Origin of the sequence: Parvularcula lutaonensis (assembly GCF_014651915.1) — a bacterium.
Classification (GTDB): Bacteria; Pseudomonadota; Alphaproteobacteria; order Caulobacterales; family Parvularculaceae; genus Parvularcula; species Parvularcula lutaonensis.
In genome coordinates this window covers 1,215,814-1,242,500 of the sequence record NZ_BMXU01000001.1, presented here as the reverse complement: position 1 = coordinate 1,242,500, position 26,687 = coordinate 1,215,814, and the positions used below count along the sequence as shown (strand labels likewise).

Genomic DNA, 26,687 nt, shown 5'->3' with positions numbered 1-26,687 from the left:
CTCAGCGAAACTGAATTCTCCGTGAAGATGCGGAGTACCCGCGGTCAGACGGAAAGACCCCGTGCACCTTGACTACAACTTCGCAGTGGCATGAGCGACAGCATGTGTAGCATAGGCGGGAGGCTTTGAAGCAGCAGCGCCAGTTGTTGTGGAGCCACCATTGAAATACCGCCCTTGCTTTCGTTTATGTCTAACCGCGGTCCGTTATCCGGATCCGGGACCCTGCGTGGCGGGTAGTTTGACTGGGGCGGTCGCCTCCTAAATGGTAACGGAGGCGCGCGAAGGTTGGCTCAGAGCGGTCGGAAATCGCTCGTTGAGTGCAATGGCATAAGCCAGCCTGACTGCGAGACTGACAAGTCGAGCAGAGTCGAAAGACGGCCATAGTGATCCGGTGGTCCCGCGTGGAAGGGCCATCGCTCAACGGATAAAAGGTACGCCGGGGATAACAGGCTGATGATGCCCAAGAGTCCATATCGACGGCATTGTTTGGCACCTCGATGTCGGCTCATCGCATCCTGGGGCTGGAGCAGGTCCCAAGGGTATGGCTGTTCGCCATTTAAAGCGGTACGTGAGCTGGGTTTAGAACGTCGTGAGACAGTTCGGTCCCTATCTGCCGTGGGAGTAGGAAATTTGAGAGGAGCTGCCCTTAGTACGAGAGGACCGGGGTGGACGTACCTCTGGTGGACCAGTTGTCGCGCCAGCGGCACAGCTGGGTAGCTATGTACGGAACGGATAACCGCTGAAAGCATCTAAGCGGGAAGCCGCCCTCGATACTAGATTTCCCTGAGAACCGTGGAAGACCACCACGTTGATAGGCCAGGTGTGGAAGTGCAGCGATGCATGTAGCTGACTGGTACTAATTGTTCGATCGGCTTGATCGTTCCCATGCCTTCCAAGGTATGGATTTCATGCCCATGCGCGGCGAACGGCCCGCGCTATGGTTCGTTCGAAGACTAAGACTCTCGTATATAGGATGCTCATTCTGCCGGCCTGGTGATTATTGCGCAGGGCCCCCACCCGTTCCCATCCCGAACACGGTCGTTAAATCCTGCAGCGCCGATGGTACTCCGGCTTAAGCCGTGGGAGAGTAGGTCGTCGCCAGGCCTGCCGAGCGAGCATTCTAACCCTCTTTACGGTAATGACCGGCTTCTGCAGCGTAGGTTCTATGTGGACCTTGATCGCTACAACGCAGTTGTTGCGGGATGGAGCAGCCCGGTAGCTCGTCAGGCTCATAACCTGAAGGTCGCAGGTTCAAATCCTGCTCCCGCACCCAATTCAGCCCCGCTTTTAGCGGGGCTTTTTTGTGTCCGATGTTTGGTCAGTCTGTCTGGCCTGACCTGACCTGATGGGGTGGACGGCCTCCTCCAGCGGCATCTGTGTGCCGGGGTGTGGTTGTTGAGATCACCGCGCTCGCCATCAACCCAACCATCAGCTATCACCCCCAAGGACTCTCGAAATGAACGAGGGCGCCTAAGGGCTCAGGTCAATCGGTGCATCTCCGGCGCATGAGGGCTACACCACGTATCCGCCGTAGACCCCATAAACCCTGGCTCCCGGCACCCATCGGATACCGATAACCGAACAGCGCGAACTTTCCGGACAAGCCCGTGGGCCCCGCATGAACACTGGCCCAGAGCGCCCCAGGCACCCCGTGATGATGTGGACGGCCCTGCCGCCGCTGCTCTGTGGTGGCAGAAGAGGTCCGTTGTAACATCAGCCCAGAGGACCCTGCCATGTCTCAAGCCCCTGCCGTGATCGGTCTCGATCTTGCGAAGTCCGTGTTCCATCTTCACGCCGCCGACCGCGAAGGCAAAGCGCTCTTCAAAAAGCCCTGCGCCGCTCCGAGGTGCTTCGAGCTTTCACCTCGCTGCTGCCTTGCCTCGTCGGGATCGAGGCCTGCGGTTCGGCCCACTACTGGGCGCGCGAGCTCTCTCGCTTCGGCCACGAGGTCCGGCTGATGCTGCCCGCCTATGTGAAGCCCTTCGTGCGTAGGCAGAAGAATGACGCAGCCGATGCCGCCGCCATCGTCGAAGCGGTGACACGGCCGGACATGCGCTTCGGCCCGGTCAGAAGTACCGACGACCAAAGCGCCCTCATGCTGCACCGCGCTCGCGAGCTCCTGGTCGGACAGCGGACCAAAGTCATGAACGCTTTGCGCAGCCATCTCGCCGAACTCGGCATCGTGGCGCCAAGAGGAGCCTGGCGGATGGGCGAGCTCGTCGCGATCATTGAGGGCGAGACAGACCCCCGCCTTCCACCCGTGGCCCGAAGAGCGCTTCGGGCTCTCGCAAGACAACTCGACACGTTGTCAGCTGAGATCGCGGACCTCGAGCAGGCGATCAAAGCGCAACACAAGGAAAGCCCCGTCGCACAGGCCCTCGTCACCATCCCCGGTATCGGACCGATCACCGCCTCGGCCATAGCCGCCACCGTCGGGGACGGCAGCCAGTTCACCTCCGCCCGCCACTTTGCCGCCTGGCTCGGCCTCGTCCCCAAGCAGCACTCCACCGGCGGCAAGGCGCGCCTCGGAGCCATCACCAAGATGGGGGACAGGTATCTGCGCACCCTTCTGGTGGTGGGTGCTACGGCTGTCCTCAGACCAGGCACCAAGGCGACGTCGCCCCTTCACCTGTGGGCCAGAAGGCTCGCCGAGACCAAGCCGAAGAGGCTCGTCAGCGTCGCTCTCGCCAACAAACTTGCGAGGGTCGCCTACGCCGTCATGGCCACCGTCGAGGTGTTCCGCCGCGACCCCGCCGCCGCGTGACCGCGAGCCCCTGAACCCGTAGCAGCTGAAGAAGGAGAACCAGCACAGACGTCGCCGCACCGTCCCCGGTTCGGCAAGGGCCAAAGCCGATGTGCACCGATGGCACCCAAGGTCTTTGCGATCAGGTTCGGACCACCCCGTATAACGCACAGCGCCAAGCCTTCCGGGCCATGAGCGCGCCCCTGTGATCGGGAGCCGAGCCCAAGCGAACTTCATCAAGGCCCGGCGGACAACTCACCGCCACCCAAGAGGCCGGACACATGACCCGCATCCAAAGCCCCAGACGCCACCATGCACGAACGCCGAACCAACCCCTTGCCAACAAAGGGCCGTCCACACATGCGTTGTGTGTGATCAGGCAAATGCGGACCGCCGGGCCGTTAGGGGGAGATGAGGAACGGGTTCTTTAGGCTGTTCTCAGTTCGCGAACTTCCAGTTTTCCTTGGTGATACCGAACTCGAAGTTTGCTTGCTCCAGAGCCTCATCCAGACTGCCATGTCCTGTATCGGTAATCTCTTCTCCACGTCGGAAGTAGAGAAGGTTGTACTCTCTAGGCCCGTACTTGACGATTTTCAGCTCGTCAAAGTCCGTCTCGACTCCTGCAGGCGTAAGGTGCGTGGTTTTCCCCGAGGACGGGGACGGAAAGAGATATTGAGCCACAAGAACTTCGGTCATGGTCGTGTTGCCCTATTTAGGTTCGTCCGGGATGATCTTTACGCTCGTGTTCTCAGTGACGCGCCCATTCTCGACACTCTCAAAGTGACCGTGATGATTGTTCGGGTTGCGCGTTTCGTGGCTCCTATACCGAACCTGTCGGGTTCCGTCCGAGGAGACATAGCGACCCGGACTCGCCTCAGAATATCCTTCGCCGAGGTATTCTGTTGGTTTGTCTAGGAAGCCACTTTCAGTGATTTCCCCGCCGTCGAACTCCGGCGCTCGTCCTCCGCGAAGCGCCCCGGCAACCTCATCTCCATGCTTAAGGGCAGCTTTCCCCGCGTCACCAACAAGTGGGACGAAGCCAATTCCAGCGCCAACCACATTTGATATCGATGGGTTCTGAACTGCTTCGGCAATTCCCTTGATGTCCCCAACAACAGGCGTGAAGTCTGTCATTGCACCGATAACTGCGGCCTTCTCCTGTTGCGACAGGGCCATCATCGTATCGGCCCGCCGGTCAATCGCAGGGTTTGAGAACCTTCCATCCGGATCGATCATATTCACGGGATCGTTTGCGGCATAGGCATACCGATTGAACATGTCCGGCCGGTCGGGGGCGAACGGCACGGGATCGTTTGCCAGGAACCGCGCCGCGACAGGATCGTAGTACCGTGCCTGCATGTAAACGAGGTCGGTGGCGCTATCGCGGACGTGCCCGGTGAAGAACGGTTTGTCGTCATTGGCTGCTGCTGATGCGCCCCAAATCTCACCAAAAGGCGTCCGGTCCTCTCGCCAATCCACAACTCCCTGGGCGTCGGTCGCGGCAAGCGGGCTACCGAGGTGATCGTGGTGGGTGTGGCTGATGGACATCACCGTCCCCGCCCCGGTCTCGACGGCCTCAATCCGCGCGAGCGTCATCCCCGCGGCCCGGACATACTCGGTGACCTCACGGTCTCCTGGCGCCGTGGGCCGGTAGTCCTGGAACAGGAGGCTGCCGGTCTGGCCGTAGGCTGAATAGCGGACATTCCCGTTCAAGGTTGAGACGACACGCTTGAAGGCGCCATCGTACCGGTAGTCAGCGACGGCTCCGCCGCGAACACGCACCGGTTGGTTGGAGAGATCGTAGGTGTAGGTGAATTTCCCATCACCAGTTACATTACCCCGGCTGTCGTAGTCATAGACCTTGAGGACCGACGGAGCATCGGTCGACGAACGCTCCGCATAGGTGATATTTCCGACGAGATCATACCTGTACCAGGACGAACCCCAGGGGCCCGTCGTCTGCTCCAGCCGCCCGGCCCGAGCGAGCGCTGCGTCGTCACCCTCGCGGAGCAGCCCACGGTTGACGACTGGGCGATTCGCGAAAATGACCTGTCCGATGACCTCTACCCGTACACCCCTCTCGCAGAACCCGTCTGCAGTCGTGATGGTCAGGCCGGACTACTTCGGCGTGAACGCTGAAACTGCGCCTGATAACCGGTTTCAGACCACGGAGGCGGCTGGCGACAGACCGAAGGCTATCGCGGAGTTCGATGCCATGAAGGCCGCCTTGCGTTCGGCCGGCGTGACGGTGATGAGTTTCCGCCAGGAGCGTGAAGATACGCCGGACGCGGTGTTCCCGAACAACTGGTTTTCGACACACCATTCGGGACTGATTGTTCAGTACCCGATGTTAGCCCAGTCCCGCAGAAGAGAGCGCCGCCGCGATGTTTTCGAGGCGCTCGCGAAGTTTCACGAAATCACCGGCATTGTCGATCTCGCCGGCAATGAGGAGCACGGAGCTTATCTCGAGGGCACCGGGGCGGTCGTTTTTGATCATCAAGAACGGGTTGCCTTCATGGCCCGTTCGCAAAGGGCCGATACTGGCGTACTCGCCAAGCTCTGCGAGACGCTCGATTACGTGCCGCAGGTCTTCACAGCGGTCGATCGTGCAGGCGTTCCTATCTACCACACCAACGTGATGATGAGCCTCGGCGAGAAAACGGCTTTGGTTGGGTTTGACTCCGTTCCTTATCCCGACGAGCTGCTGCTTCTCCGCCGCAGGATCGAAGCGACCGACAGGCTCCTGATAGAGCTCGACAATGACCAGATTGCTGCTTTTGCGGGCAACGCGCTTGAGGTCGACGGTTGCGACGGTCCCGTTCTCGTGATCTCCCGGCGAGCGTGGAACAGCCTGCGACGCGACCAGCAGGCTGATCTTGAGCGTGTCGTCGCTGTGGTCACGCCAGAGCTGTCAACCATCGAAAAGTCAGGCGGGAGTGCCCGCTGCATGATGGCGGGGATCCACCTTCCGCTGAAGAAGTCAGCAACCGCCTGAGCACCGCGGCGCGGATGGAAGGAAAGCCCAACGTTTGTGAAGTAGGGCTCTTTCGCTGACGGCAGGTCGGTGGCGAAGCGCCTAACCGGCTTTTTGCTTCTCGTCGACTGTGAATTCCTCGTGGTAGGCACGGTCGACATTCACGTCGCGGACCGAATGGTTCGCGCCGAGAATGTTCTCTGCGGCGTACATCGCCGAGAGGATCGAGTGATCCTGGTTGTTGTAGCGGTGAAGCCCATTCCGACCTGCGGTTTGGAAGTTCTTCAGGGTGTCGATCCAGTCGAGGATCACGTCGAGGGCTTCCATGTATTCGCCATCGTAGACCGGATAGGCCTTGGGCTGACGAATGATCATGCCGTCCTTGACGCGGTCTGCCTTCGACAGGCCGATGTGTTCGAGTTCCTTGCCGGCAAGCTTGATCAGGTCTTCGTCAGACATTTCCCAGAGGCCATCGCCCTCGTGGCAGAAATACTCCATGCCGATGGACGATGTATTGGGGTCAGGTACCATGTCCGGCGACCAGGCGCGGAAGTTCTGAATGCGGCCGACATTCACTTCCGGGCTGTGAATGTAGATCCAGTTGTCCGGGAACGGATCAGCATCATCAAGGACAAGCGTGACAATCAAGAAGTCACGATATTTCAGCTTGTTAGCGGCCTCGATCACCTCCTGCGGCGGGGGTGGGTCGAAGCGATAGATCAGGTTCTTGAGGTCCATCGAATTGATGAACGCATCGCCCGGGACGAATTCTTCCTCACCGCCGCGCGGCTTGATGGTGATCCCGGTGACGCGATTGCCATCGCGATGGACTTTGACAACCTCCGTCTTTTTCTGGACGTGGCCGCCTCGCTTGTTGATCTTCTCTTCGCAGACTTCCCACATCTGGCCCGGACCGAGGCGGGGATACTCGAATTCCTCGATCAAGCTGACGGTGTCATTGGCGCCTGAGATGGCATTCCAGACGGCCTTGGCCACGTTGAGGTTCTTGATGCGCTGGGCTGCCCAGTCTGCACGGATCTCCGTACACTTCATGCCCCAGACCTTCTCCGTGTACGTTTTGAAAAACGTATTGTAGAGACGGTCGCCAAAACGGTTGGACACCCATTGCTCAAGATTGTCTTCAGCAGGGTGCGGACGAACCATGCGGTAGCCGTAGCTCGCCATGATCTTCACGGCCTCGATCGGGCCGAGATTTGCAAGCGCGTTGAAGATTTTGAGCGGGTAGGCGTAGAACTTGCCCTCGTAGTAGATTCTCGACAGCCGAGGGCGCGTGATGAACTCGTCCTCCAGCACCTCGTGCCAGAAATCGGTCACCCGCTCGACCTTGGTGAAGAACCGGTGCCCGCCAATATCGAACCGGTACCCCTTGTTGTTCTCGGTCCGCGAAATACCGCCGACGATGTCGCCCATTTCGTAGACGACCGGGCGCCATTCGTCGGACTGCGACTGAAGTGTGTAGGCAGCGGCAAGACCCGCCGGTCCACCGCCGATCACGACGGCACGCATTTTCTCGTCAGGCTGATCGAAGCTCACCAGTGTCCCCTCTATGAGCGTATATTGCTCTGCAACACAGAAATCAGCGCGATGCGAGCACCATCGTCAAGTTATTCTCGTCGCCTTTGTAAATAGCACAGCTTTTTTTCCGAAGTCTTACGCTGCAGCAGCGCCAAGTTGGCACAGGAGAACGGGCGGTGGGGGTTGCAGGCTGGGGTGCAGACGCTCCTCAAGGGAGAACAGGGCAAAAAACCTGCGGGCAAGAGCCTTCGACCAGCCAAGGTCCCTGACCTTCCGCTCGTCGATGACTGAGCAATTCTGCGGCACCGTGCGCAGGAAATAGAACGGCCCGATCGGTGCGGCGACGTAGAGGAGCCCCTCACTGGCGGGATTGTCCCGGTCCCATTTGGGGACGAGGGCCTCAGCTTCCTCTGGCGATTTCCCGGCCAGTTCGAGCAGGAGGATGACCCGCTCCCGCGTCGCGACGTCGGTCCAGATCGGCTGCCTATCCTCCAAGATGAGCCGAGCCAGGTCATTGGCTTCCCGGTATTCGCCATCGTCGCGGAAGGCTTCTCCGGCGAAGCTCGTCACGATCACTAATGCAAAAAACCCAAGGGCGGCGCGGCGCCAGCCGCCCCCGCGAGCGATGAGTTGGGCGATGACCAGGGCAAGCACGACATAGGCGCTGTACGCGACCAGAGGGTAATATTCGACGGTTTCAAGGCTCAGCACGTAGCCATTGCCGAGAAAGGCGACGATCGCCCCGCCGATGAACACGACCGCTGTCAGGAACGGGACTGACACGCGCTTCCAGAATGCGAGAAGCCCAGCGAGGCCTGCAAGGCCTACGATCGGAGTGACCGTGGGGTAGCTGAGGAGCTTCACCCACGGGTGGATGATGAACCAGCCGAAGTCCTCGTTCTCTGCGGCGAACTCGAAAGGTTTCGTGTTGCCTCTCCCTTCGCCGTGATTGAGGCTCTCGTTGACTCTGTAGAAGGCATCGCCGGTTAGCAGCCAGTAGCTCGCAAGCTCCACGGCCAGGACACCGCCTGCCGTCAGCACGAAGGGGATCAGCGTCCGAACAGGTCTCTGCAGCGAAAAGAAACCGACAACGAGAAGAAACGGGCCGAGGACAAAGCTGCTCTCCCGGCACAGCCATGCACCGCCCACGCCCAGTCCGGCGACCATCAGCTGGATGGTCCTTTCACGGGCATTGTTCGTCTGGATCGCCAGCAGCATCGACCACATGGCCAGCACCGTGAAAAAGATCTCGATGCCGTAGATCCGCACCTCGTTCGCCTGCATGGCGAAGAATCCGGACGTGGCGATGAAGACGGAAAGAATCTCCGCCGTGAAGCGCGGCGTCAGCCGACGGGCGTAGAGGAAGCTGACAGCCACCAGTCCTGCCCCGGCGAGGATGTTCGGAACGGCGGCACCGAAAGCGCTCGGGCCGAAGAGCTTGAACACACCCGCCATGGTTGCCGTGAGCGGCCAGCGAAGTGCCCAATGGTTGTCCGTGACCGGATCACCCGTCCTAACCCAGTCCAGTGCCGCCCTGATGTAACGCTCCGTATCACGAGGGCCGTACCCGTCCCAAAATGACAGCGCGACCACCGCAAAAAGCGCGAGGAACAACCATAGGGAGAAGCGGCGCAAAAGCGTGAATAAACCACCTTGCTGAGGAGTCGAGCCCTTCCGGCTCTGGAGACTTGGCAAAATGAGCCTCTGGTCTGTTCAACACTGGTCAGCAACTGTGGTCGACCTCTTGCATAGGAGAAAATTGTAGGCAATACGTTAAGCGCAGGGGGAATTGAGAATGCAGGGTCCTGAGAGGGGTGCCGAACGCGACTTTTCCGTCGTGATTCCGGCCAAAGACGCAGCCCATATGCTCCCGCAGGTGCTCGATGCCGTCACGGCATCCAGGCCCGCGCCGAAGGAAGTCATCCTTTACGACGACGGCTCGTCGGACGATACGGGCGCGCTTGCCGAAGCCCGCGGTGTTCGCGTGATCCGCAATAACGGCCAGTCCTTCGGACCGGGCGTGGGGCGCAACCGTGCCGTCGAGACCGTGACCACGCCTTATGTCGTCTTCGTCGATGCTGATGTCGTGGTGGAGCCGGACGCCTGTGGCCGCCTCGTCGATGCCATGGCCGAAGGCGACAATGTTGCCGCTGCCTTCGGCGCCTACGGCGTGTTCCAGGCTGGCTCCAACATCGCCGCGAAATACGTGAACCTGCGCCACCACTACTTCCATGTGCATGGCGACCAGAGCGCCGAAACCTTCTGGTCCGGCCTCGGCGCGGTGAATGTCGAGATCTTCGGGAAGCTGGGCGGATTTGACTCGGCCTTTGATCGTCCGTCGATCGAAGACATCGAGCTCGGCACCCGCCTGCGTCAGCTGGGTTACGACATTCGCCTCGTGCATCTGGCGCGGGGAACGCACCTCAAGAACTGGACTGTGGGCCAGACGTGGCACACGGACTTTTTCTGCCGTGCCCTGCCGTGGTCGACCATGATCGCTGAAGGCCGTGCACCGAAGATTCTGAACGTCTCGCGGAAGGAACAAGTGAAAGCGATCCTGGCTTGCCTGATCGTTCTTTCCTTGCTCGCGGCCGTGGTGAACCCCGCCGTGCTCGTGCTTACCGGCTTGCTCTCGCTCGGTTATCTCTACGCAAACCTGCGGTTCTATCGCACGCTGCTGAGGCATGGCGGCTTGCCGACCATGGCCGCCAGCAACGGGCTGCATTTCGCTTACTATCTCTATTCGACCCTTGCCTTCGCCATTGCGACGCTTGGGCATCAGTGGCGTATGCTGAAGGCCCGTCTTGCGTCGCTCCTGCGGCCGGGCCGGGACCGGACATCGCCAGCGACCCACCAGGCGGAGTGATTGCGGCGCGATCCTTGCACGTTCGAGTCTTAGGAAACCACTCGTCCCGCGAGGGGCGGTGTGAATCAGAGCCGCCTGCACGCAAGGCTTGTCCTCGGGGCAGGGGAAGCCACAATGCGGGCGACATTCGCGGGAGGCCATCAGGGTGAGCGAAGCAAACGCAAGGGCGGCCGAGGCAGCCGGGAAATCCGTCGTCGACGAGCATATCGAAGCCGACAACGCGCGGTGGTCTTTCGGCGGGTCTGTGCCCGATCACTTCGAGGACCATATCGGCAAGTCCGTCCCGCACTACCGCGCGGGTCACGACATGGTCGCCGCGATCTCCGACTTCTTCATCCATGAAGGCTCGACGGCTTATGAAATCGGCTGCTCCACAGCCGCGCTGTGCCGCCGGATTGCCGAGCAGAACGAAGGCCGGAACTTCAAGATCGTGGGCCTCGAGATCGAGCCGAACATGGTGAGCGTCGCGAAGGAGCGCACCAAGGACTACGCCAATATCGAAGTCCGCCAGGCGGATATCCTTTCTGAGGAACTCGAGCCCGCCGACCTCATCGTCTCTTACTACACCGTTCAGTTCATCCAGCCGGCCCTGCGCCAGCAGGTGATCGACAAGATCTACAAGTCGCTGAACTGGGGCGGTGCGTTCATCATGTTCGAGAAGGTCCGTGGTCCCGATGCCCGCTTCCAGGACATGGTCTCGTCGCTCTATGTCGACTTCAAGCTCCAGAACGGGTTTTCCGAAGCGGAGATCGTCAACAAGACGCGGAGCCTCAAAGGCGTGCTCGAACCCTTCTCGACCCAAGGCAATATCGACATGATGAACCGCGCCGGTTTCGTCGATATCATGACGGTGTTCAAGCATATCTGCTTCGAAGGTTTCGTCGCGATCAAGTAAATCGCAATTCCGCCATTGTCCTGCCTCTTGAATCGGCAAGGATGGATTCTATGCCAGACAGCCATGCCGATCTCGACTGGCGGGGCGGAGACGATGTCGTCTCCGCGCTGCGTGTTGCCGAAGAAGGCGCGCCGGCGCTCGGTCATGCCCGCATCCTGACCGCGACGGCCGAAACCTGGTCCAAGCTTTCCCCGCGCAGGATCATCGACGGGCTGCGTGAGACCGGCAAGGCGACGAGTGTCATCCTCGAAGTGCGCGAGCTGACGAATGTCGACAGCGAAGCGCTGGGGAAAGACCTGCGCAACATGGCTGCAGAGCTACCGGGCCATACGCGTCTGGAATTCGTCCTTGAACGGATTCATACGGCGTTCCCTCGGGACGAGGCAGAAAGGGAAGCGCTCGCGGCCCTGATCGACCTGACGGAAACATTGAGGGATTTCGCGACCACCCGCTGGGCGCTGCCGGTCGAGCCGGGGACGGTCTACAAAGTCAACGGGCTTGTCAGTGCAGCGCACCGGATCGGTGTCGATGTGGTCCTCGTGCCGAGTGGCGAGCTTCTTTCCGCGGACGACCGGCTCTTTCTCGATGACTTCATCCGTCATGGCCTGTTGGAGCGCGCGCAGCCTGCCGAACAGGGGGGGCTCCGCGCCATCCTCCATGCCTTGCGCGAAGATGCTGACGAGGAAGAACTCGACCATACGCTTCACGCGCTTCGGGTTGGTGCAGGAGAGGGGCTGTCGGAGGAGGACAGCGTTGACGCCAGTTTCGCTGCCGATGCGGCCGAAGTCCTGATGCACGGAGCGCGGGCGCATGTGGGAAGGTTGCTCGCGCCCGCCCGGCGCGATCCTGAAATCCTGACGCGTCCGTTCGGGAAGGTGCTCTTCATCGGCGCATACGGTGGCGAGCATATCGGCGATATGGCGATCTTAGGCGGCGTCGCCTTCCGCGTTCACCGCCGCCACGGTACCACGCAAGCCGTGCTGATGACCCAGCGGCCGCGGCACACGCGGCACCTCATGCCCTTGATCGAGACACCGATCGACATGGAGGTGCGTGAATATACCCATGGAGAAATTGACCGTACCCTGAAGGAAGTCGATGCGGTCGTCTGGGCAGGTGGCCCGCTGATCGACATCCCCAAGCAGTTGGTCCGCCACCTCTACACCGTCTCCGCAGCCAAGCGGATGGGCAAGCCTTTCATCATGGAGGGCATCGGGCCGGGGCCATTCACTCGAATGCCTTCAAGAGTCACGGCGCAGAACATCGTCAGGCTCGCCGATCATATCTCGATACGGACAAAAGAGGACGCGGAGGCAGGCATTCTCGGCGGGCGGGACGTTGATGTCGGCCATTGCCCTGCCTTTGACTATCTCGAGACGCGCGGGCGCGAGCTTTCTCGCCTGTTACCCGGTGAGCTTGCGGAGATCGAGCGCCTGACGGGCGACGCAGGTGGCTGCCCGGTCATCGGGGTCAATACCCGCCCGATCTACCACACCTTCACTGTGAACAAGGACGGCGAGGACAAGGCGAAGCTCACCCGCGAGGTGCAGCAGCGCTTCGAAAAGGAGATGGCGAGGGGCATCGCTGCCTACCACGAGAAAGCCGTCCGTAAGCCGATCTTCGTATTCTTTCCGATGAACGCAATCCATTTCGGCAAGTCAGACCTCGAAAGCGCGTTCAATATCAAGCAGCACCTGCCTGACGACGTCGAGTTCAGGGTGTGGGAGGCTGACGCCTCGCTTGATGGCGTCCTCGCGCTGATGCGGACGATGGATGCCGCGATCACGATGCGGTTCCACGCCACGATCTTCGCGCTGAGCCAGAATGTCGAGCCGATCGGCGTCGACTACCGGATCGGCAAGCGCTACAAGGTGGCGGCGGTGCTGGCCGATGCGGGCCGCGATCATCAGCACACCCGGATCGACCTCCTGAAGGCAGAATGGCTGACCACCCAGCTCCAGCGCCTCGTCACGATCCGGGACTAACTGGCCTTTCTGGCGCACAATGTTCGTCGGTATCCAGCCTGCTGCCGGAATCGGGCGGGGGAGACGAACGCCGCTCTGGCGCGCCAAAAGCGAAGAGCGCGGAGAAGATATAGGTCAGCGGTGGTACCATCGTTACATTGGCGATCAGTGCCCAGAGGTAATCCAACCCCCACCAGTTCACGATGACCAGGACCATGAGCTGGTTCGATCCCAACACGAAGACCATGATCGGGATGAATCGCGGCAACGCTTCGCGATGGGGCCGCGTCGATCGGAAGGTGATGTAGTGGTGGCCGAAATAGCTGATCGAGACGGCCGAGAAATAGGCGATCAGGTTCGCGGTGAACGGCTCGATCGGTGTCAGGCGTTCAACCGCGAGGCCGATCAGGAAATAAGTGATCGACGAGGTGATCCCGACCAGCCCGAAGCGCATGAGCGCCCCGAGATCGGTCTTGGCATAAAGATCCTTGAGCTGCCTGACCATAAAGCTGCCGGTCAGATGACCGGGTCGTCCCACATCTTCCAGGGAGCCTTGCCGCTCGCCCAGAGTTTCTCCAGCTCGCCGAGCTCGCGCAGCGTATCCATCGGCTGCCAATAGCCCCGGTGACGGAAGGCGGTGAGTTGTCCGTCCTTGGCGAGGCCCTGGAGCGGCGCCTGTTCCCAGACCAGGTCATCGGCCCCCTGAACATATTTCTCGACGTCGGGACTCAGGACGAAGAACCCGCCATTGATGACCCCGCCATCGCCTGCGGGCTTCTCGACGAAACGATCGACGATCTCCGGCTCGCCGCCATTGAATTCGAGCGCGCCAAAGCGGCCAGGCGGTGTCACCGCCGTCAGCGTCGCCGTCCGGCCCAGCTTCTTGTGATGCGCAAGCAGGGCCTTGATGTCGATATCGGCCACGCCGTCTCCATAGGTAAGGCAGAAGGCTTCGTCGTCCTTCACATAGGGCAGGATTTTCCGGATGCGCGCGCCGGTCATCGTCAGCTCGCCGGTTTCGACCAGTGTCACCCGCCAGTCCTCGGCCATGCGACGGTGATAGATCGCTTCGCCCGACTTGAGGTCGAACGTCACGTCCGCCTGATGCATCGCGTAGTTCTGGAAATACTCCTTGATCAGATAACCCTTGTACCCAAGGCAGACGACGAAGTCCTTGATGCCGTAATGGCTGTAGATCTTCATGATGTGCCACAGGATTGGCCGTCCGCCGATCTCGACCATCGGTTTTGGCTTGAGGCGGGTCTCTTCGGAGAGGCGGGTGCCGAGGCCCCCGGCGAGGATCACGGCTTTCATCGGGTCGTCTCCGAGAGTGCGTCGCGGTAGTCTGAGATCTGAAGGTCGGTCATCGCCGCCGCCTCGCTCGGATCGTCGGCATAGGAGCCGTACCACTCGCCGGTGCGGCGGATGGCTTCTTCCGTATTCCATGGCGGCATGAAGGCGAGGCCGCTGACGGCCTTGGATATGTCAAGCTTGAGGGTCTGCGCCTCGGGAAGGTGCGATTCCTCGTAAACCACCTCGGGTGCCGTCGACGTTTCTGCAAGCAGGTTGAGAACCTCGCGGACGGTCAGAGCGGCGCCATCGCCCGGACCAATGTTCCAGGCCTTCTCGAACTTTCCCTCCGCTGACAGAAGATCATGCGCGATAGCAAGATAGCCGTGGCAGGCTGACAGGACATGCTGCCAGGGCCTGATGGCGTCCGGGCTGCGGATCACGAGCTTCTCGCCCGCCATTGCCGCGCGGTAGAAATCCGGGATCAGCCGGTCCTCGGACCAGTCGCCACCCCCAATGATGTTGCCGCCTCGGGCGGTGGCGATCTTTACCCCATTGCCAAGGGCGGCCATCGTCTGTTGGTAGCTGGCGGTCACGATTTCCGCCGCTGCCTTGGAGGCGGAGTAGGGATCCTTGCCGCCGAGCGTATCAACCTCCCGGTACGGATAAACCCATTCACGGTTGGCATATACCTTGTCCGTCGTGATGCAGACCACGGCCTCGACGCCGTCGGTGTTCCGCGCAGCTTCGAGAAGGCTGGCAGTCCCGGTGACGTTGGATGCGAAGGTCTCGAGCGGATCGCGGTAGCTGCGCCGGACGAGGGGTTGCGCCGCAAGGTGGATGACCACGGAGGGCTTCGCTTCGGCCATCGCTGCCTTCAACGCCTGATGGTCGTTGAGATCGCGGAGGGTTGACGAGGCATAGCGGCTGGCCCCGCCGAGGAGGTCGAAGAGGCTCCGTTCCATCTCCGGCGCCAAGGCATAGCCATGCACATCGCAGTCAAGCGCGGTAAGCCAGCTGGTCAGCCAACTTCCGGTAAAGCCTGTGTGCCCGGTGAGGAAGACCGAGCGACCGCGGAGCGTGTCCTCGAACCCGCTCATGGCGCGACCACCTTGAACTCTTCGTTTGCGTACAGCACGGCTCCATCCCATTCCGTGTCGGCATAGAGCACTGCAAAATCTGCGCCGTACCGGGACATCGCCCGGCGAAGACGTACCGGGTCGATGGCGTGATAGTTCCTGCGCATGATCCTCAACGCCCTGAATCCCCCTGCCTGCCCCGTCGCTCCATAAAGCGTCCGCATTCGCGATCGCCATTCCTGAAGCCCCTGGTCGCTGAAAGGGATCGATGTATAGTCGACCACTATACCGCGCTGCGAAAGCATTCGGAAAGCTTCCATGTCAGGAGGAGTAATGAAGATGCTGCCTTCGGGCGTATTGTCACGGGCCCAACGGGCGATATCGTCTTCAGGATCCTCGTGGTCAGCCCATGTCAGGACCGGGTTGAAGGCGCGGAAGTCGGTCCAGCCTGTGTGTTTGTTGACAAGAGCGAAGGCGATGAACGCCGCTGCGATGCCGAGGGGCTCCGCAAGCCCGATCCGCTCGCGCACGGCGATGCCGTAGGCAGTCAAAAGTCCCGCCGCCGCGACCAGCATGCGCGTCGTCTCAAGCGCGCTTCCCGCGATAAAGATGAGGGCGAGCGATGCCGCCACCGCGCCCGCCGCGATGACCGGCGACGCCACAGCAACGGCTCTGGCACGAGGATGGTTGAGGAGAGCGGCGGCGGTGAGAAGCAATCCTAGCACGATCGGCTGGGTCTCTGCCGTTGCCAGGAGCATGGTCAGGGCGAAAGCCCATCCGATTATCCCTTCCTCCGCGACCCACTTCGCCGCCAGCCATCCGAAGAAGAGAAAACCTGTCCACTTCACGAGGATCAGGAGGCGGAGAAGCTGCGCCGTGGCGAAGGTCCGGCTTTCGAGGACATCGACCATCAGCAGGCTGAGTCCGCAGGCTGCAAGGGTCGCGATGAAAAGGATCAACAGCGGAAGCCACGACCAAAGCTCCCTTCGCTCCCGCCAGAACAGGAACATCACCGACCCGAGAACGGCGACAAACACCGCCGCGGAGACGACATAGGCTCTTGGTTGGCCCAGCAGCAGGTAGTGATGCGGCGCACGGAACGAGATCAGGATGTCGAAGAACTCAGCATCCGGAAGACGTTCTGAAGCGTCGCCTATCCCCGGCAAGGCCCAGAGAAGAAAGACAGCCGTGAGGAAAGCGATGCCGCCGAGGATCAGGCGGCCCTGACCGAAGAGGGCGCCCGGGCGGAACCCCCCGCGAGCCCAACCGGCCAGCCCCGCCGAGCCAAAGGCCATCAGGCCGATCTCGGTCCCGATCAGGGGATGGAAGAGGCTGCCTGCAGCGAAGAACGCTGCCGCCTGGAAGTGCTTCCCTTCGAAAAGTGTCAGCACGCCGAACAGCGCCAGCGGGATTGCGAGGCTTGCGGGCTGGAAGCTATCGAACCGGACATAACCTGCGAGCCCCAGTGCAAAGCTGCTGTTCAGGACCGCCAGCGCAGCGGCGAACATCCCCGCAAAGGCACTCGCGCCAAGGAGCCTCCGGCAAGCAAGGTAGCTCACCACCCCGGTCGCGAAATTCGACAGGATGGCAAGAAAGAAGACTGCGCCTGGTGCGGAAAGAATAGCGCTCAGCCCTGCAAGGAACCACGCATAGTAGATGCGCGGACCGAACCCCATGGCGTGGTCGAGATAGAAATCTCCGGCCGCGAATTCGGGGTCGAGGATGCGAGCGACCAGCGGAAGCTGTTCCACCTGGTTTCCGATACCAAACTGGAAACCGAGCACCGGCAGGACCGCGAACATGCCGAGCAGCCACAGGTCACGTCCTGTCGGCCGAACCTTCGGAAGTGTCTCGCCCTTGTCCCTCATCGCTGAACCGGTCCCCTCGGTCACGAACGGTTGCCTCCGTCGCACGCAAAGTGCGAGACCTGCAACTGACCTTTTCTTGGAGCAGGGGCGTGAACAAGGTCCTTCTATTGTCTGGCGCTGGCGGTTTTCTTGGCAAGGCGGTGCAGCGCGCGGCCTCGGCCCGCCCGGACATCGCGCTTCGTCCCGTATCCCGGTTGGAACCGGAAGCGGCTGACTGGCCCGAGGCCGGCGCGGCTGCGCGAGCGGCGTTCCTCCACCTCGGCTGGCCTTCGCTGGGCCACTTCAGTGCGCAGGGCTCGGGCACGGAAGATCCCGAGGAGTGGCAAAGCTTCCGGCACCTGACCGGGGAATTGGCCCACCGCTGCGCCAGTGCCGGTATCCCTTTTTTCCAAGTCGGCAGCGGTGTCGAACGCTATGCTGGAGAAGGCGGCCCCCTTGGCGAGCCTTATGCCACCTATGCCCGGCGAAAGGCCGAGATCTGGGACCTTGTCCGCGGAATCTGCGCAGAGCGGTCGGCGCGCTTGCGTGTGCATTTCGTCTTCGGCCCGGAAGAGGCAGCCGGGCGCCTGATCCCTGCCGCCATCAAAGCCGCCCAGGCTGGTGAGCCCTTTCCCATGGGCGCCCTCGAACGTCGGCGGCACTGGGCGCATGTGGACGACGTGGCGGCAGGGCTGCTCGATGCCGTCTTCGCCCAAAGTCCTGAGAACTGGGACATTTGCGGCCCGGAGACTGTCAGCTTCACGGACATCGTCCGCCTGGTCAGCGAGGCGGTCGGCGAGCCCCTGGAGCCGGTCCTGCCCGCGAAACCTCCAGCAGATGCGACCTGCCCAGTCATCGCAGCAGAAAACCCTGCACCTTTCTTGCACGGCGATATGGGTGGATTAACCGATCTTGGGCGAAAACTGCAGCATTACGCAGAACAGCTCTTGAGAAGCCGGTGAAGTCAGCGAAACTTTGCTCGCGGACATCGTAGAGGGGAACGATGACGAAGGATCAAGGTGCCGTCAGGGTCGAGACCTGCCGCATGTGCGGCGGGAAGCTGGGTGACACATTGCTGTCGCTTGGCCACCAGCCGATTTCCAACCAGCTTCCCAAGACTGCAGAAGATGCGGAGAACGCAGCGCGTTTCCCGCTCGCTGTCGCTGCCTGCGAGAGCTGCCGCTATGTGCAGCTCACCCATGACCTCCCGGCGGATGCCCATTTTCACGACGATTACGCCTATGTCTCGAGCGCATCGTCCACGTGGCTCGACCACTGCCGCAACTATGCCCGCGACGTGCGCGAAAAATACGGCGTCAGGGAGGGCGCGCTGGCGGTCGAAGTCGGTTCGAACGATGGCGCCTTCCTTCAGGCCCTGAAGGACGAGGGTCTCGACATCCTCGGCATCGAGCCGTCGGGTAATGTCGCGCAGATCGCCAACGACAAGGGCCTGCGCACCATGAATGCTTTCTTCGGCGCGGAGTCGGCGGAAAAGGCAAAGGCCGAATACGGCCCTGCGGCCTGCGTGATCGGCAACAACGTCCTCGCGCACGTTCCCGATACGGACGGGTTTCTCAAGGCCGGCAAGGCCCTGATCGCCGAGGATGGCTTCCTGTGCTTTGAGTTCCCCCACGTCCTTCATGTCATCGACCGCATGTTCGTCGATACGATCTACCATGAGCATTACGGCTATCTGGGTGTCCGCCCGCTCCATGAATGGGCGAAGCGCAACGGTATGGTCGTTGCTGCTATCGATCCGCAGACGACCCATGGCGGCAGCCTGCGCGTCATCCTGCGGCACGCCTCCGCTGCACAGGAAGCGAGCGATCTCAGCGTCTGGCTCCAGAAAGAGGAACCCGTCGAGAGTGAGGCCGCTTGGCACGCGCTTTCCGACCGGCTCGCCAAGTGGCGAAAGGAGCTCCGTTCCCTGATTGATAAGCACAAGAAGGCTGGCCGAAAGATCGCTGGCTATGCCGCAGCGTCCAAGGCGACGGTGCTTGCGAATTATGTCGGACTCACCGGAGACGATCTCGACTATTGCTGCGATGCAAGCCCCTTCAAGCAGGGACGTTTCATTCCCGGTGCCGCCATAAAGATCAGGCCACCTGACGCCATGCGTGACGATGCGCCGGATGTCTCGGTCGTCTTCGCCTGGAACATCTTCGACGAGCTATCGCGTATCATCGGAACACTGATCGACTATCCGATCGACGTCATCCGTCCACTGCCGGAGATCAAGACGGTCACCATTGCTCCGGAGAGCAGGTCGTGAAAAAGACGATCTCCATCATCTCGCCCGTCTACAATGAGGGCGAAGGGCTGCGGCGCTACTACGAGGAGATGTCGACCATCCTGGCGAATGAAGCATTCGCGCCCTACGAGGTAGAGGTCATTCTCGTCGATAATGCGTCAACGGACGATAGCGCTCGATATCTCGAAGAGATTGCGGAGAAGGACAAGCGGTTCAAGGTTGTCTTCAATGCCCGGAATGTCGGTGTCTTCGCATCGAGCTTCAACGCGCTCCACTACACCAAGGGCGATGCCGTCTTCCTGATGGTGCCGTCAGACCTGCAGGACCCGCCCGAGCTGATGGTCGACATGCTCAAGAAGTGGGAGGAAGGCTGGCTGCTGGTCGCCGGGCGTCGCCTGCAGCGTCAGGAGCCGAAAATCATGCAATGGCTGCGGCTCCGCTTCTACAAGCTGATGTCGCAGATCGCCGACCAGACGATGGAACCGGGCGTCGGAGAATACCAGCTCGCAGACCGCCGCCTCGTGGATGAGCTGCTGTCGATCCCCGACGCTGCGCCTTTCCCGCGCGGCATGCTCGCGGAGCTTGGCTACAAGCCCTACATCATCGACTATGAATGGCGCGCCCGGGAATGGGGGAAGACGAGCTTTACACTGACGAAGCTGTTCCGAACCGCCTACGACATGACGTTCAGCTTCTCGCGTCTGCCGCTGCGGCTGATCATGATCCTGGGCTTCGTGATCGCGGGCATCAGCATCCTCTTCGGCCTGTTGCAGATCGTGCTTTACCTGATCCAGGGGCCTGTTGCCGGACGCGGGATCACCACGGTCATCACGGCGCTCTTCTTTTTCTCAGGAATCCAGGCCGTCTTTATGGGGATCATCGGTGAGTATGTCGGCCGGATCTACCAGCAGACCCGCTATGGCCGCCGGGTTGCAATCCAGCGGCTCCTCAATTTCGAGGAGGAAGAAGACCGGAAAGCCGCCGAGTAGCCTCAGGCGCCCTCCAGTTCCTGAACGGTATCCTTCAGGCGCTGCGTGGGGTTCACCACGATTTGCTCGCCGACGATCTCTGCATGGACACGGATCAGCGCGGGCAGGGTCTGGCACGGCGACCTGCCTGTCTTCGCGTCAAAGGGAAGGTTGTGCCACGGGCAGACTACCTGACCGTCCTTCGCCCAGCCATTGGCGAGATCGCCGCCGGCATGGGGACAGCGCCGCGAGACGGCAACGACGTCTGTCTCAGACACGCGCGCGACACAGAGCGCAGGGCTGATGCCGCGGACTGCACCCACAGGAACGTCCGATAGCGGAACGACCAGCTTGCCGTCCTGCTCCCGGCCAATGACCTCCGGCTCCCGCGCGGGCGCGTCAGCAGGCAGGCCCGTCAGCTTCTCCCTGATGCGCGTCACGAGGCTGCGCGGGTAGCTGGGCTGCATCATCGCAGGCGCTGCGGCGAACGCCTTCAACGGGCTGTTCACGAGGTCGGCCCGGACATAGCGGTGGAAATGCCTGTTCGGGAAATGCGGCTTGTCGAAGCTCAGGCGGAAGGAGATCACGAATCGCGTCTCGTCGGTCCGGTTGAGTTCCGAGCCATGGACATGATCGGTGTGGAAAAGGATGCCATCCCCCGGCGCAAGATCGAAGGTCGATGGCTCGTGCAGGCTTTCTCCCTCGGCGATGTCGCCTGAGTTCTTGTAGCGGAAGTCACCGCCGTAATCACCGGTATAGATCGTCAGGCCGTTGCCCTTCTTCACCGGGCCAATGGCGAACCAGAGGTTCACGCCATTGGACGGGCAATCGAGCCAGCTGTCCCGGTGCGGACCGTGAGCGGTGATCTTGCCTTCGCCACGGTTCTTCGAGAACGATTTGTACTCGTCCTGATGAGCCTTCGCGAGATCATAAGGGATATGGAAGCGGACATTCGGCACTTCTTCGTAGTAAAGATGCTCCTTGTCCGGAAAGGCCTGGCGGATGTAGCTCGTCAGGATGCTCGGGGCGAGGGGCTGGATTTCTCGGTAGACCGCCTCGGCCACCTCAGGAATGTGCCCCGGCGAGACCCATTTGTGGATCTGCTCGAACCCCTCCCGCACGCAGTTATCGGCAACCTCGTCACCAGCGGACTTGCGGATACCGCGCAGGCTCGCCTCGATCAGCGGATCGAGCAGCCCGAACGCGCCGAGTCCGTTGCGCAGCACGTAGACCGTGCCCTGCAGTGCCCCGTCGGCCGTGCCCCGCGGCACCGACGGGTTGTCGTTGTCGATCGCGATGTCTCGAATCATGACGTTCGGTTCCCCTGATCCCGAAGATCTTCATTGTCCCACCCTGCAAGGAACGGGTCAAACGCAGTTGTTACGCATCGATGGGCGCAAAAGTCTTGAGGATCCTCAAAGCTTCCCGCTCTGGAACAGTGCAACTGCAAAAAAGTGGCAGTTTCGCTCTAGGAGTTCCGAGCCCGGTGTGACTAAGTGTTCGGACTCGTGGGGATAGCTCCTCTAAGGAGAAGCCGCGCGGGAGAGGGGAATATCGCTTCCCATTTGGGAAAGCGGCGTATTTTGAGCGGGATCGCGGATGTTTGTGCTTGGGCAGAGCGCGAACCAGCCAAGTCAATCCAGCCGGACTCATGCCGCCGTCCGTCGGTAGCCTCTTTCTTGCAACCATGCGGGGAAGTGACAGTGCGTAGGACAGGCGGGGAACGGCTATGCCGAAACGGATCCTGGTAACCGGTGGTGCGGGCTTTATTGGCTCCCACCTCTGCGAGAGACTTCTCGAGCAAGGGCATGAGGTCCTTTGCGTCGATAACTACTTCACAGGGCGCCGGCGGAATATCGCGGGCCTTCTCGGCAATCCGGCGTTCGAGGCGATGCGCCACGATGTCACCTTTCCCCTCTATGTGGAGGTGGACGAGATCTACAATCTCGCCTGCCCGGCGAGCCCGGTGCACTACCAGTTCGATCCCGTGCAGACGACGAAGACGTCCGTCATGGGTGCGATCAACATGCTTGGCCTCGCCAAGCGCCTCAAGATCCCGATCCTCCAGGCCTCGACCAGCGAGGTCTATGGCAGCCCGCTCGTCCATCCGCAGCCGGAGGATTATTGGGGCAACGTCAACCCTATCGGTCCGCGTGCCTGCTATGATGAGGGCAAGCGCTGCGCCGAGACGCTGTTCTTCGATTACCACCGCCAGCACGATGTCGACATCAAGGTCATCAGGATATTCAACACCTATGGCCCCCGTATGCGCTCCAATGACGGTCGCGTGGTTTCCAATTTCATCTGCCAGGCGATCCGCGGCGAGCCGATCACCATCTTCGGCGATGGCAGCCAGACCCGGAGCTTTTGCTACGTGGACGATCTCGTGGACGGTCTCATCAGGATGATGCAGACACCGAAGGAGATCACCGGGCCGATCAACCTCGGCAACCCCGAGGAGCTGCAGATCAGGGATCTCGCCGAGCGGGTCGTCGAGCTGACGGGCACGAAGTCGGAAATCATCTACAAGCCCCAGCCCCAGGACGATCCGCATCGCCGCAAACCGGAGATCGAGCTTGCGCGCGAGCACCTGAAATGGTCCCCGACAACGAAGCTCGAAACCGGTCTTCCGAAGACTATCGAGTACTTCCGTGCTGTCGGCTGTTCGGATGAAGAACGGTGATGCGGCGAGGCGTCGAGCTTTCATTCGCGGATCAATTGCTGCGCTGCAAACGCCCGGTTCTCGAAGGTTCTGGTTAATGCTATTGAAGTAAAGTGCTGAGGACAGGCAGCGCGAGCAGGAAGAGGCTCCAGAGCTGACGGGTCATGGACCCGGCGCCGGGGCTCTCGATTGGGGAACATCGAAATATGTACGACGACAAGGACGTGGATCAGGGTCCCGCCATGGATGGAACTGCAAGTGCCGAGCATGAACAGCCGGCGACTGCCGGGACGGATGAGCGACCTGAGCCGGAGCTGATGATCGTAGTCCCTGTCTACAACGAGGCGGGAGCGATCGAGGAAGCCGTCGAGCGTATGGACAAGATGATCCGCGAAAGCGGGATCGACGCCGAAGTCATCTGGGTCGATGACGGCTCGACGGACGGCAGCGCCGAAATCCTCGAAAAACTTGGCGCGAATGTCTATCGGTGCCCGGAGAATCGTGGCTACGGCCACGCCCTGAAGACCGGTATCCGCAACACGAGATCGAAATTCGTCGCGATCACCGATGCGGATGGTACTTATCCGTCCGAGGACATCCCTCGCATGCTCGAAATGGCACGTAGTGTCGATATGGTCGTCGGCGACCGGGGCAAGGCGATGTCCAATGTTCCGCTGGTGCGCAAGCCTGCCAAGTGGCTCCTCAACAAGACGGCGAACCTTCTTGCCGGACACAAGATCAACGATCTCAATTCCGGCCTCAGGGTTTTCCGCCGCGAGAGCCTCGAGAAGTTCCTCGACCTGCTGCCGGATGGTTTCAGCTTCACGACGACGATCACGCTCTGCATGTTCGGATCAGGCCACAAGGTGGTGTACACGCCCATCGAATATGGCCGTCGTGTTGGGCATTCGAAGATCAGGCCGACTGACTTCTTCCGCTTCATGATGCTCGTTGTGCGGATTGTTACTCTTTTCAGTCCACTGAGGGTTTTCATGCCATTGGGCGCTGCTCTCTTCTTCCTCGGCCTCGTCAAGCTTGCCTACGACATTACCCAGTGGAACCTGTCGGAAACAGCCGTCTTCGCATTTCTGGCCGCGTTGATGATCTGGTCGTTCGGGTTGCTGGCCGACATGATTTCGCGCCTTCATCTCCGTCCGTAGGCGGTTCGTTTTGCGAGGGATTGAAGGAGGATGGGCAAACTGATCGGAAAATGGGCCTGGGCCATCAAGCTGGCGGTCACTGCCGCCGCACTGCTGCTCGTTTTCCAGTTTGTCGATCCCGCCGCAGTTTGGGCTGACATCTCCCGCACCAACCCGCTTGTCTGGTTCGTGGTGCTGGCTCTCTTTCTCACGGGTCACGGCGTTGCCGCCTTCAAATGGGCACTGATGACGGGCACGGCCTCCCAATTCATCACCGTGCTGAAGGCGCATTTCGCAGGCCTCGCTGCAAATCTCGGTCTGCCTGGCGTCGCTGGAGGCGATGTCGTTCGCGCGGGCCTCCTTATGGGCAGCGACGCGCATAAGGGCAGGGTGGTCGTCGGCTCCGTCGCCGACCGCCTGATCGACGTCGGCGCCTTGCTCCTCATCGCTTCCGCCACCGCGGCGGTCCTCGGATCAGAAGGCGCAGCCTATGGCCGCTACCTCACCGCGGCATCAGTGATCGCGATCATCGCAGCGGTCATTGTTATTGCAAACCTCGGAAGACTTGCGGGGCTCCTCCGTACGTTCAGTGCAGGAACGAAAGCGGAGAAGATCGGCGCCTCCCTCGCGAATGCTTTCGAGGCCGCGGCCGCTGACAAGGGAGCGCTCCTCACCTGCATCGGGCTCTCCGTCGCCGTGCAGAGCGGCTTCGCACTTCTCAACGCGGCCCTCAGCCAATCGATGGGCGGCCCGTCCGACCCGCTTCTGTGGCTCTTCGCCTGGCCCCTCGCCAAGCTGGTCGCGACATTGCCGATTTCCATCGGCGGCCTGGGCGTGCGCGAGACGAGCCTTGCCACCTTCTTCGCCGCCCTCGGCGTCACGGCCCCGGAGGTCGTGGCGACCGGTTTCGTCTGGCAGACCATCCTCATCGGCGGCGGCCTCTTCGGTCTCGCCATCCAGTTCATCGGCCCGCGAAAGGCCGCAGCGATATCGGAGACGTCATGAGCGACGCGGAAGTTCTCGACCGTCCGCAAGAGACGCATACGGACCAGACCCCATCCTTCGTCACCATCCTCGGCGGCGGGCCTGCTGGCCTCGGCGCGGCCTACAAACTGGCCAAGCACGGCTACGGCGCGGTCAAGCTCTATGAGGCCGCCGACGTCCCCGGTGGTAACGCGGCGAGTTTCGAGCTCGCGGGCATGCGCGTCGATTACGGCAGCCACCGCCTCCACCCGGTGGCAGAGGCCGATATCCTCGACGACATCAAGGATCTCCTCGGTGAGGATCTGTTGCTCCGCCCACGTCACGGCCGCATGCGCCTCAAAGGGAGCTGGATTCACTTCCCGCTGAAGCCGGTTGACCTCGTGATGAACATGCCACCGGCCTTCGCATCGGCACTTCTGTTCGACATGGCGACGGCGAAGATGCGTGCACCGAAAGTCGTGGAAGAGACTTTCGAAACGGTCCTGCGCGGTGGTCTCGGCAACACCATGTCCGATGCCTTCTATTTCCCGTATGTTCGCAAGCTCTGGGGTCTTGAGCCGCACCAGCTCGCCCCGACGCTGGCCCACCGCCGCGTCTCGGGCAGTTCACTTCCCAAGTTGATGCGCAAGATCCTCGGCACACTGCCGGGTCTCAAATCGCCGACCACGGGCAAGTTCTACTATCCCCGTGAGGGTTTCGGCCAGATCTGCGACGCCATTGCCGATGCTGCAATTGCCCACGGTGCCGATATCGAATTCGGCACCCGCTTTGTCGGCATGGAGATGGACGGAAAGACCGTCACCTCGATTGTCCTTGAAACGAAAGAGGGGACACGGACAGAACCCGTCGAGACGCTCTGGTCGACCCTGCCAATTTCGCTTCTCGTCCGCGCAGCAGGTGACAAGGCGCCCGAGGAGGTCCGCAAGGCCGCCGACTCGGTCAGCTATCGCGGCATGATCCTAGTCTATATCGTTCTCGATACGGATCAGTTTACTGAGTACGACGCCCATTACTTCGCCGAGAGCGATATCCCGATGTCGCGCCTGTCCGAGCCCAAGAACTATCACGCGCAAGGCCAACCTGAAGGGAAGACCATTCTCTGTGCGGAGTTGCCGTGCGATCCTCATGAGAAATACTGGTCGATGCCCGACGAACAGCTCGGAGAAGAGATGCGCGGCTGGCTGGAGAAGGCCGGCCTGCCCGTCTCGGCCAAGACCCTCGAGGTCCATACCCGCAGGCTTCCCTTCGCCTATCCGGTCTATGACCGCACCTTCGAAGAGAATTTCGCCAAGCTCGACGAATGGGTCGGAAGCCTCGACAATGTCCTGACCTTCGGTCGCCAGGGCCTGTTCGCCCACGACAACACCCACCATGCGCTTGCGATGGCCTATGGCGCCGTGGAATGTCTGTCCAAGGATGGCTCGTTTGATGAAGAACGCTGGGCGGAACTCCGGGCGATCTTCGAAACCCACGTGGTCGAGGACTGACC

General features: G+C 61.2%; 20 protein-coding genes, 1 tRNA gene, 2 rRNA genes and 1 pseudogene (1 of these 24 running past the window's edge). 15 read left to right on the top strand and 9 right to left on the bottom strand.

Features of this window, described 5'->3' with window-relative positions; genetic code table 11:
* The 4 genes and pseudogenes from IE053_RS05955 to IE053_RS05940 all read left to right on the top strand — a co-directional run.
* Positions 1 to 881: ribosomal RNA gene (locus tag IE053_RS05955) — 23S ribosomal RNA — on the top strand; it begins 1,975 nt to the left of the window's first position.
* A 108-nt stretch (positions 882 to 989) separates the two neighbouring features.
* A 5S ribosomal RNA gene (gene rrf, locus IE053_RS05950) occupies positions 990 to 1,104 on the top strand.
* A 92-nt stretch (positions 1,105 to 1,196) separates the two neighbouring features.
* A tRNA-Met gene (locus tag IE053_RS05945) sits at positions 1,197 to 1,273 on the top strand.
* 460 nt (positions 1,274 to 1,733) lie between these two features.
* A pseudogene (locus tag IE053_RS05940) lies at positions 1,734 to 2,764 on the top strand (IS110 family RNA-guided transposase).
* 417 nt (positions 2,765 to 3,181) lie between these two features.
* Here the strand turns inward: IE053_RS05940 and IE053_RS05935 are convergent.
* Positions 3,182 to 3,439, bottom strand: coding sequence for a hypothetical protein (locus tag IE053_RS05935; RefSeq protein ID WP_189573278.1), 258 nt, complete (start codon positions 3,437 to 3,439; stop codon positions 3,182 to 3,184).
* 12 nt (positions 3,440 to 3,451) lie between these two features.
* Complete coding sequence (locus IE053_RS05930) at positions 3,452 to 4,525, bottom strand: RHS repeat-associated core domain-containing protein (protein WP_189573275.1); 1,074 nt, start codon at positions 4,523 to 4,525, stop codon at positions 3,452 to 3,454.
* Between the two features lie 274 nt (positions 4,526 to 4,799).
* Here IE053_RS05930 and ctlX point away from each other — a divergent pair, with 274 nt between their 5' ends.
* Complete coding sequence (ctlX, locus tag IE053_RS05925) at positions 4,800 to 5,738, top strand: citrulline utilization hydrolase CtlX (RefSeq protein ID WP_189573272.1); 939 nt, start codon at positions 4,800 to 4,802, stop codon at positions 5,736 to 5,738.
* A gap of 81 nt (positions 5,739 to 5,819) precedes the next feature.
* Here the strand turns inward: ctlX and IE053_RS05920 are convergent, their stop codons facing one another.
* Positions 5,820 to 7,271, bottom strand: a complete 1,452-nt coding sequence (locus IE053_RS05920; protein ID WP_229786075.1) for an NAD(P)/FAD-dependent oxidoreductase — start codon at positions 7,269 to 7,271, stop codon at positions 5,820 to 5,822.
* Between the two features lie 117 nt (positions 7,272 to 7,388).
* Positions 7,389 to 8,708, bottom strand: coding sequence for an ArnT family glycosyltransferase (locus IE053_RS05915; protein WP_189573269.1), 1,320 nt, complete (start codon positions 8,706 to 8,708; stop codon positions 7,389 to 7,391).
* 340 nt (positions 8,709 to 9,048) lie between these two features.
* On the opposite strand from IE053_RS05915, the gene IE053_RS05910 reads away from it, so the two are divergent.
* The 3 genes from IE053_RS05910 (at position 9,049) to IE053_RS05900 (ending at position 12,999) form a co-directional block, all read left to right on the top strand.
* Positions 9,049 to 10,119 (top strand): glycosyltransferase family 2 protein, encoded by a 1,071-nt coding sequence (locus IE053_RS05910; protein ID WP_189573267.1) that lies wholly within the window; start codon positions 9,049 to 9,051, stop codon positions 10,117 to 10,119.
* Between the two features lie 145 nt (positions 10,120 to 10,264).
* Positions 10,265 to 11,014 carry a methyltransferase gene (locus IE053_RS05905; protein ID WP_189573264.1) on the top strand — a complete coding sequence of 250 codons (750 nt, stop codon included), beginning with the start codon at positions 10,265 to 10,267 and terminating at the stop codon, positions 11,012 to 11,014.
* 50 nt (positions 11,015 to 11,064) lie between these two features.
* On the top strand, positions 11,065 to 12,999 hold the full coding sequence (locus IE053_RS05900) for a polysaccharide pyruvyl transferase family protein (protein ID WP_189573261.1): 1,935 nt from the start codon (positions 11,065 to 11,067) through the stop codon (positions 12,997 to 12,999).
* On the opposite strand, the gene IE053_RS05895 is transcribed toward IE053_RS05900, so the two are convergent.
* The 4 genes from IE053_RS05895 to IE053_RS05880 are packed head-to-tail and all read right to left on the bottom strand — an operon-like array spanning position 12,983 to position 17,239.
* On the bottom strand, positions 12,983 to 13,483 hold the full coding sequence (locus tag IE053_RS05895) for a GtrA family protein (RefSeq protein ID WP_189573258.1): 501 nt from the start codon (positions 13,481 to 13,483) through the stop codon (positions 12,983 to 12,985). The genes IE053_RS05900 and IE053_RS05895 overlap by 17 nt on opposite strands.
* Positions 13,484 to 13,494: 11 nt before the next feature.
* Positions 13,495 to 14,292 carry a glucose-1-phosphate cytidylyltransferase gene (rfbF, locus tag IE053_RS05890; RefSeq protein WP_189573254.1) on the bottom strand — a complete coding sequence of 266 codons (798 nt, stop codon included), beginning with the start codon at positions 14,290 to 14,292 and terminating at the stop codon, positions 13,495 to 13,497.
* Positions 14,289 to 15,368, bottom strand: a complete 1,080-nt coding sequence (gene rfbG, locus IE053_RS05885) for a CDP-glucose 4,6-dehydratase (RefSeq protein ID WP_189573251.1) — start codon at positions 15,366 to 15,368, stop codon at positions 14,289 to 14,291. The genes rfbF and rfbG overlap by 4 nt, the downstream gene beginning before the upstream one ends.
* Positions 15,365 to 17,239 carry a DUF6798 domain-containing protein gene (locus IE053_RS05880; protein WP_189573248.1) on the bottom strand — a complete coding sequence of 625 codons (1,875 nt, stop codon included), beginning with the start codon at positions 17,237 to 17,239 and terminating at the stop codon, positions 15,365 to 15,367. The genes rfbG and IE053_RS05880 overlap by 4 nt, the downstream gene beginning before the upstream one ends.
* 65 nt (positions 17,240 to 17,304) lie before the next feature.
* On the opposite strand from IE053_RS05880, the gene IE053_RS05875 reads away from it, so the two are divergent.
* From IE053_RS05875 to IE053_RS05865, 3 genes are read left to right on the top strand one after another with little or no spacing between them, the layout of a single operon-like run.
* The gene (locus tag IE053_RS05875) at positions 17,305 to 18,156 is read left to right on the top strand and encodes an NAD-dependent epimerase/dehydratase family protein (protein ID WP_189573245.1); all 852 of its coding nucleotides are present in this window, start codon (positions 17,305 to 17,307) and stop codon (positions 18,154 to 18,156) included.
* A gap of 41 nt (positions 18,157 to 18,197) precedes the next feature.
* Positions 18,198 to 19,466 carry a class I SAM-dependent methyltransferase gene (locus IE053_RS05870; protein WP_189573242.1) on the top strand — a complete coding sequence of 423 codons (1,269 nt, stop codon included), beginning with the start codon at positions 18,198 to 18,200 and terminating at the stop codon, positions 19,464 to 19,466.
* Positions 19,463 to 20,434 carry a glycosyltransferase family 2 protein gene (locus tag IE053_RS05865; RefSeq protein ID WP_189573239.1) on the top strand — a complete coding sequence of 324 codons (972 nt, stop codon included), beginning with the start codon at positions 19,463 to 19,465 and terminating at the stop codon, positions 20,432 to 20,434. The genes IE053_RS05870 and IE053_RS05865 overlap by 4 nt, the downstream gene beginning before the upstream one ends.
* A gap of 2 nt (positions 20,435 to 20,436) precedes the next feature.
* On the opposite strand, the gene IE053_RS05860 is transcribed toward IE053_RS05865, so the two are convergent.
* Positions 20,437 to 21,723: a Rieske 2Fe-2S domain-containing protein gene (locus IE053_RS05860; RefSeq protein WP_189573236.1), complete on the bottom strand. Its 1,287-nt coding sequence runs from the start codon at positions 21,721 to 21,723 to the stop codon at positions 20,437 to 20,439.
* Between the two features lie 419 nt (positions 21,724 to 22,142).
* Here IE053_RS05860 and IE053_RS05855 point away from each other — a divergent pair, with 419 nt between their 5' ends.
* The 4 genes from IE053_RS05855 to IE053_RS05840 all read left to right on the top strand — a co-directional run bounded on the left by IE053_RS05855 (position 22,143) and on the right by IE053_RS05840 (position 26,685).
* Positions 22,143 to 23,096, top strand: a complete 954-nt coding sequence (locus IE053_RS05855) for a UDP-glucuronic acid decarboxylase family protein (RefSeq protein WP_189573223.1) — start codon at positions 22,143 to 22,145, stop codon at positions 23,094 to 23,096.
* A gap of 185 nt (positions 23,097 to 23,281) precedes the next feature.
* Positions 23,282 to 24,235 carry a glycosyltransferase family 2 protein gene (locus IE053_RS05850; RefSeq protein WP_189573220.1) on the top strand — a complete coding sequence of 318 codons (954 nt, stop codon included), beginning with the start codon at positions 23,282 to 23,284 and terminating at the stop codon, positions 24,233 to 24,235.
* A 30-nt stretch (positions 24,236 to 24,265) separates the two neighbouring features.
* Positions 24,266 to 25,219: a lysylphosphatidylglycerol synthase transmembrane domain-containing protein gene (locus IE053_RS05845; protein ID WP_189573217.1), complete on the top strand. Its 954-nt coding sequence runs from the start codon at positions 24,266 to 24,268 to the stop codon at positions 25,217 to 25,219.
* Positions 25,216 to 26,685: an FAD-dependent oxidoreductase gene (locus IE053_RS05840; protein ID WP_189573214.1), complete on the top strand. Its 1,470-nt coding sequence runs from the start codon at positions 25,216 to 25,218 to the stop codon at positions 26,683 to 26,685. Before IE053_RS05845 ends, IE053_RS05840 begins: the two co-directional genes overlap by 4 nt.
* The last annotated feature ends 2 nt before the right edge of the window (positions 26,686 to 26,687 follow it).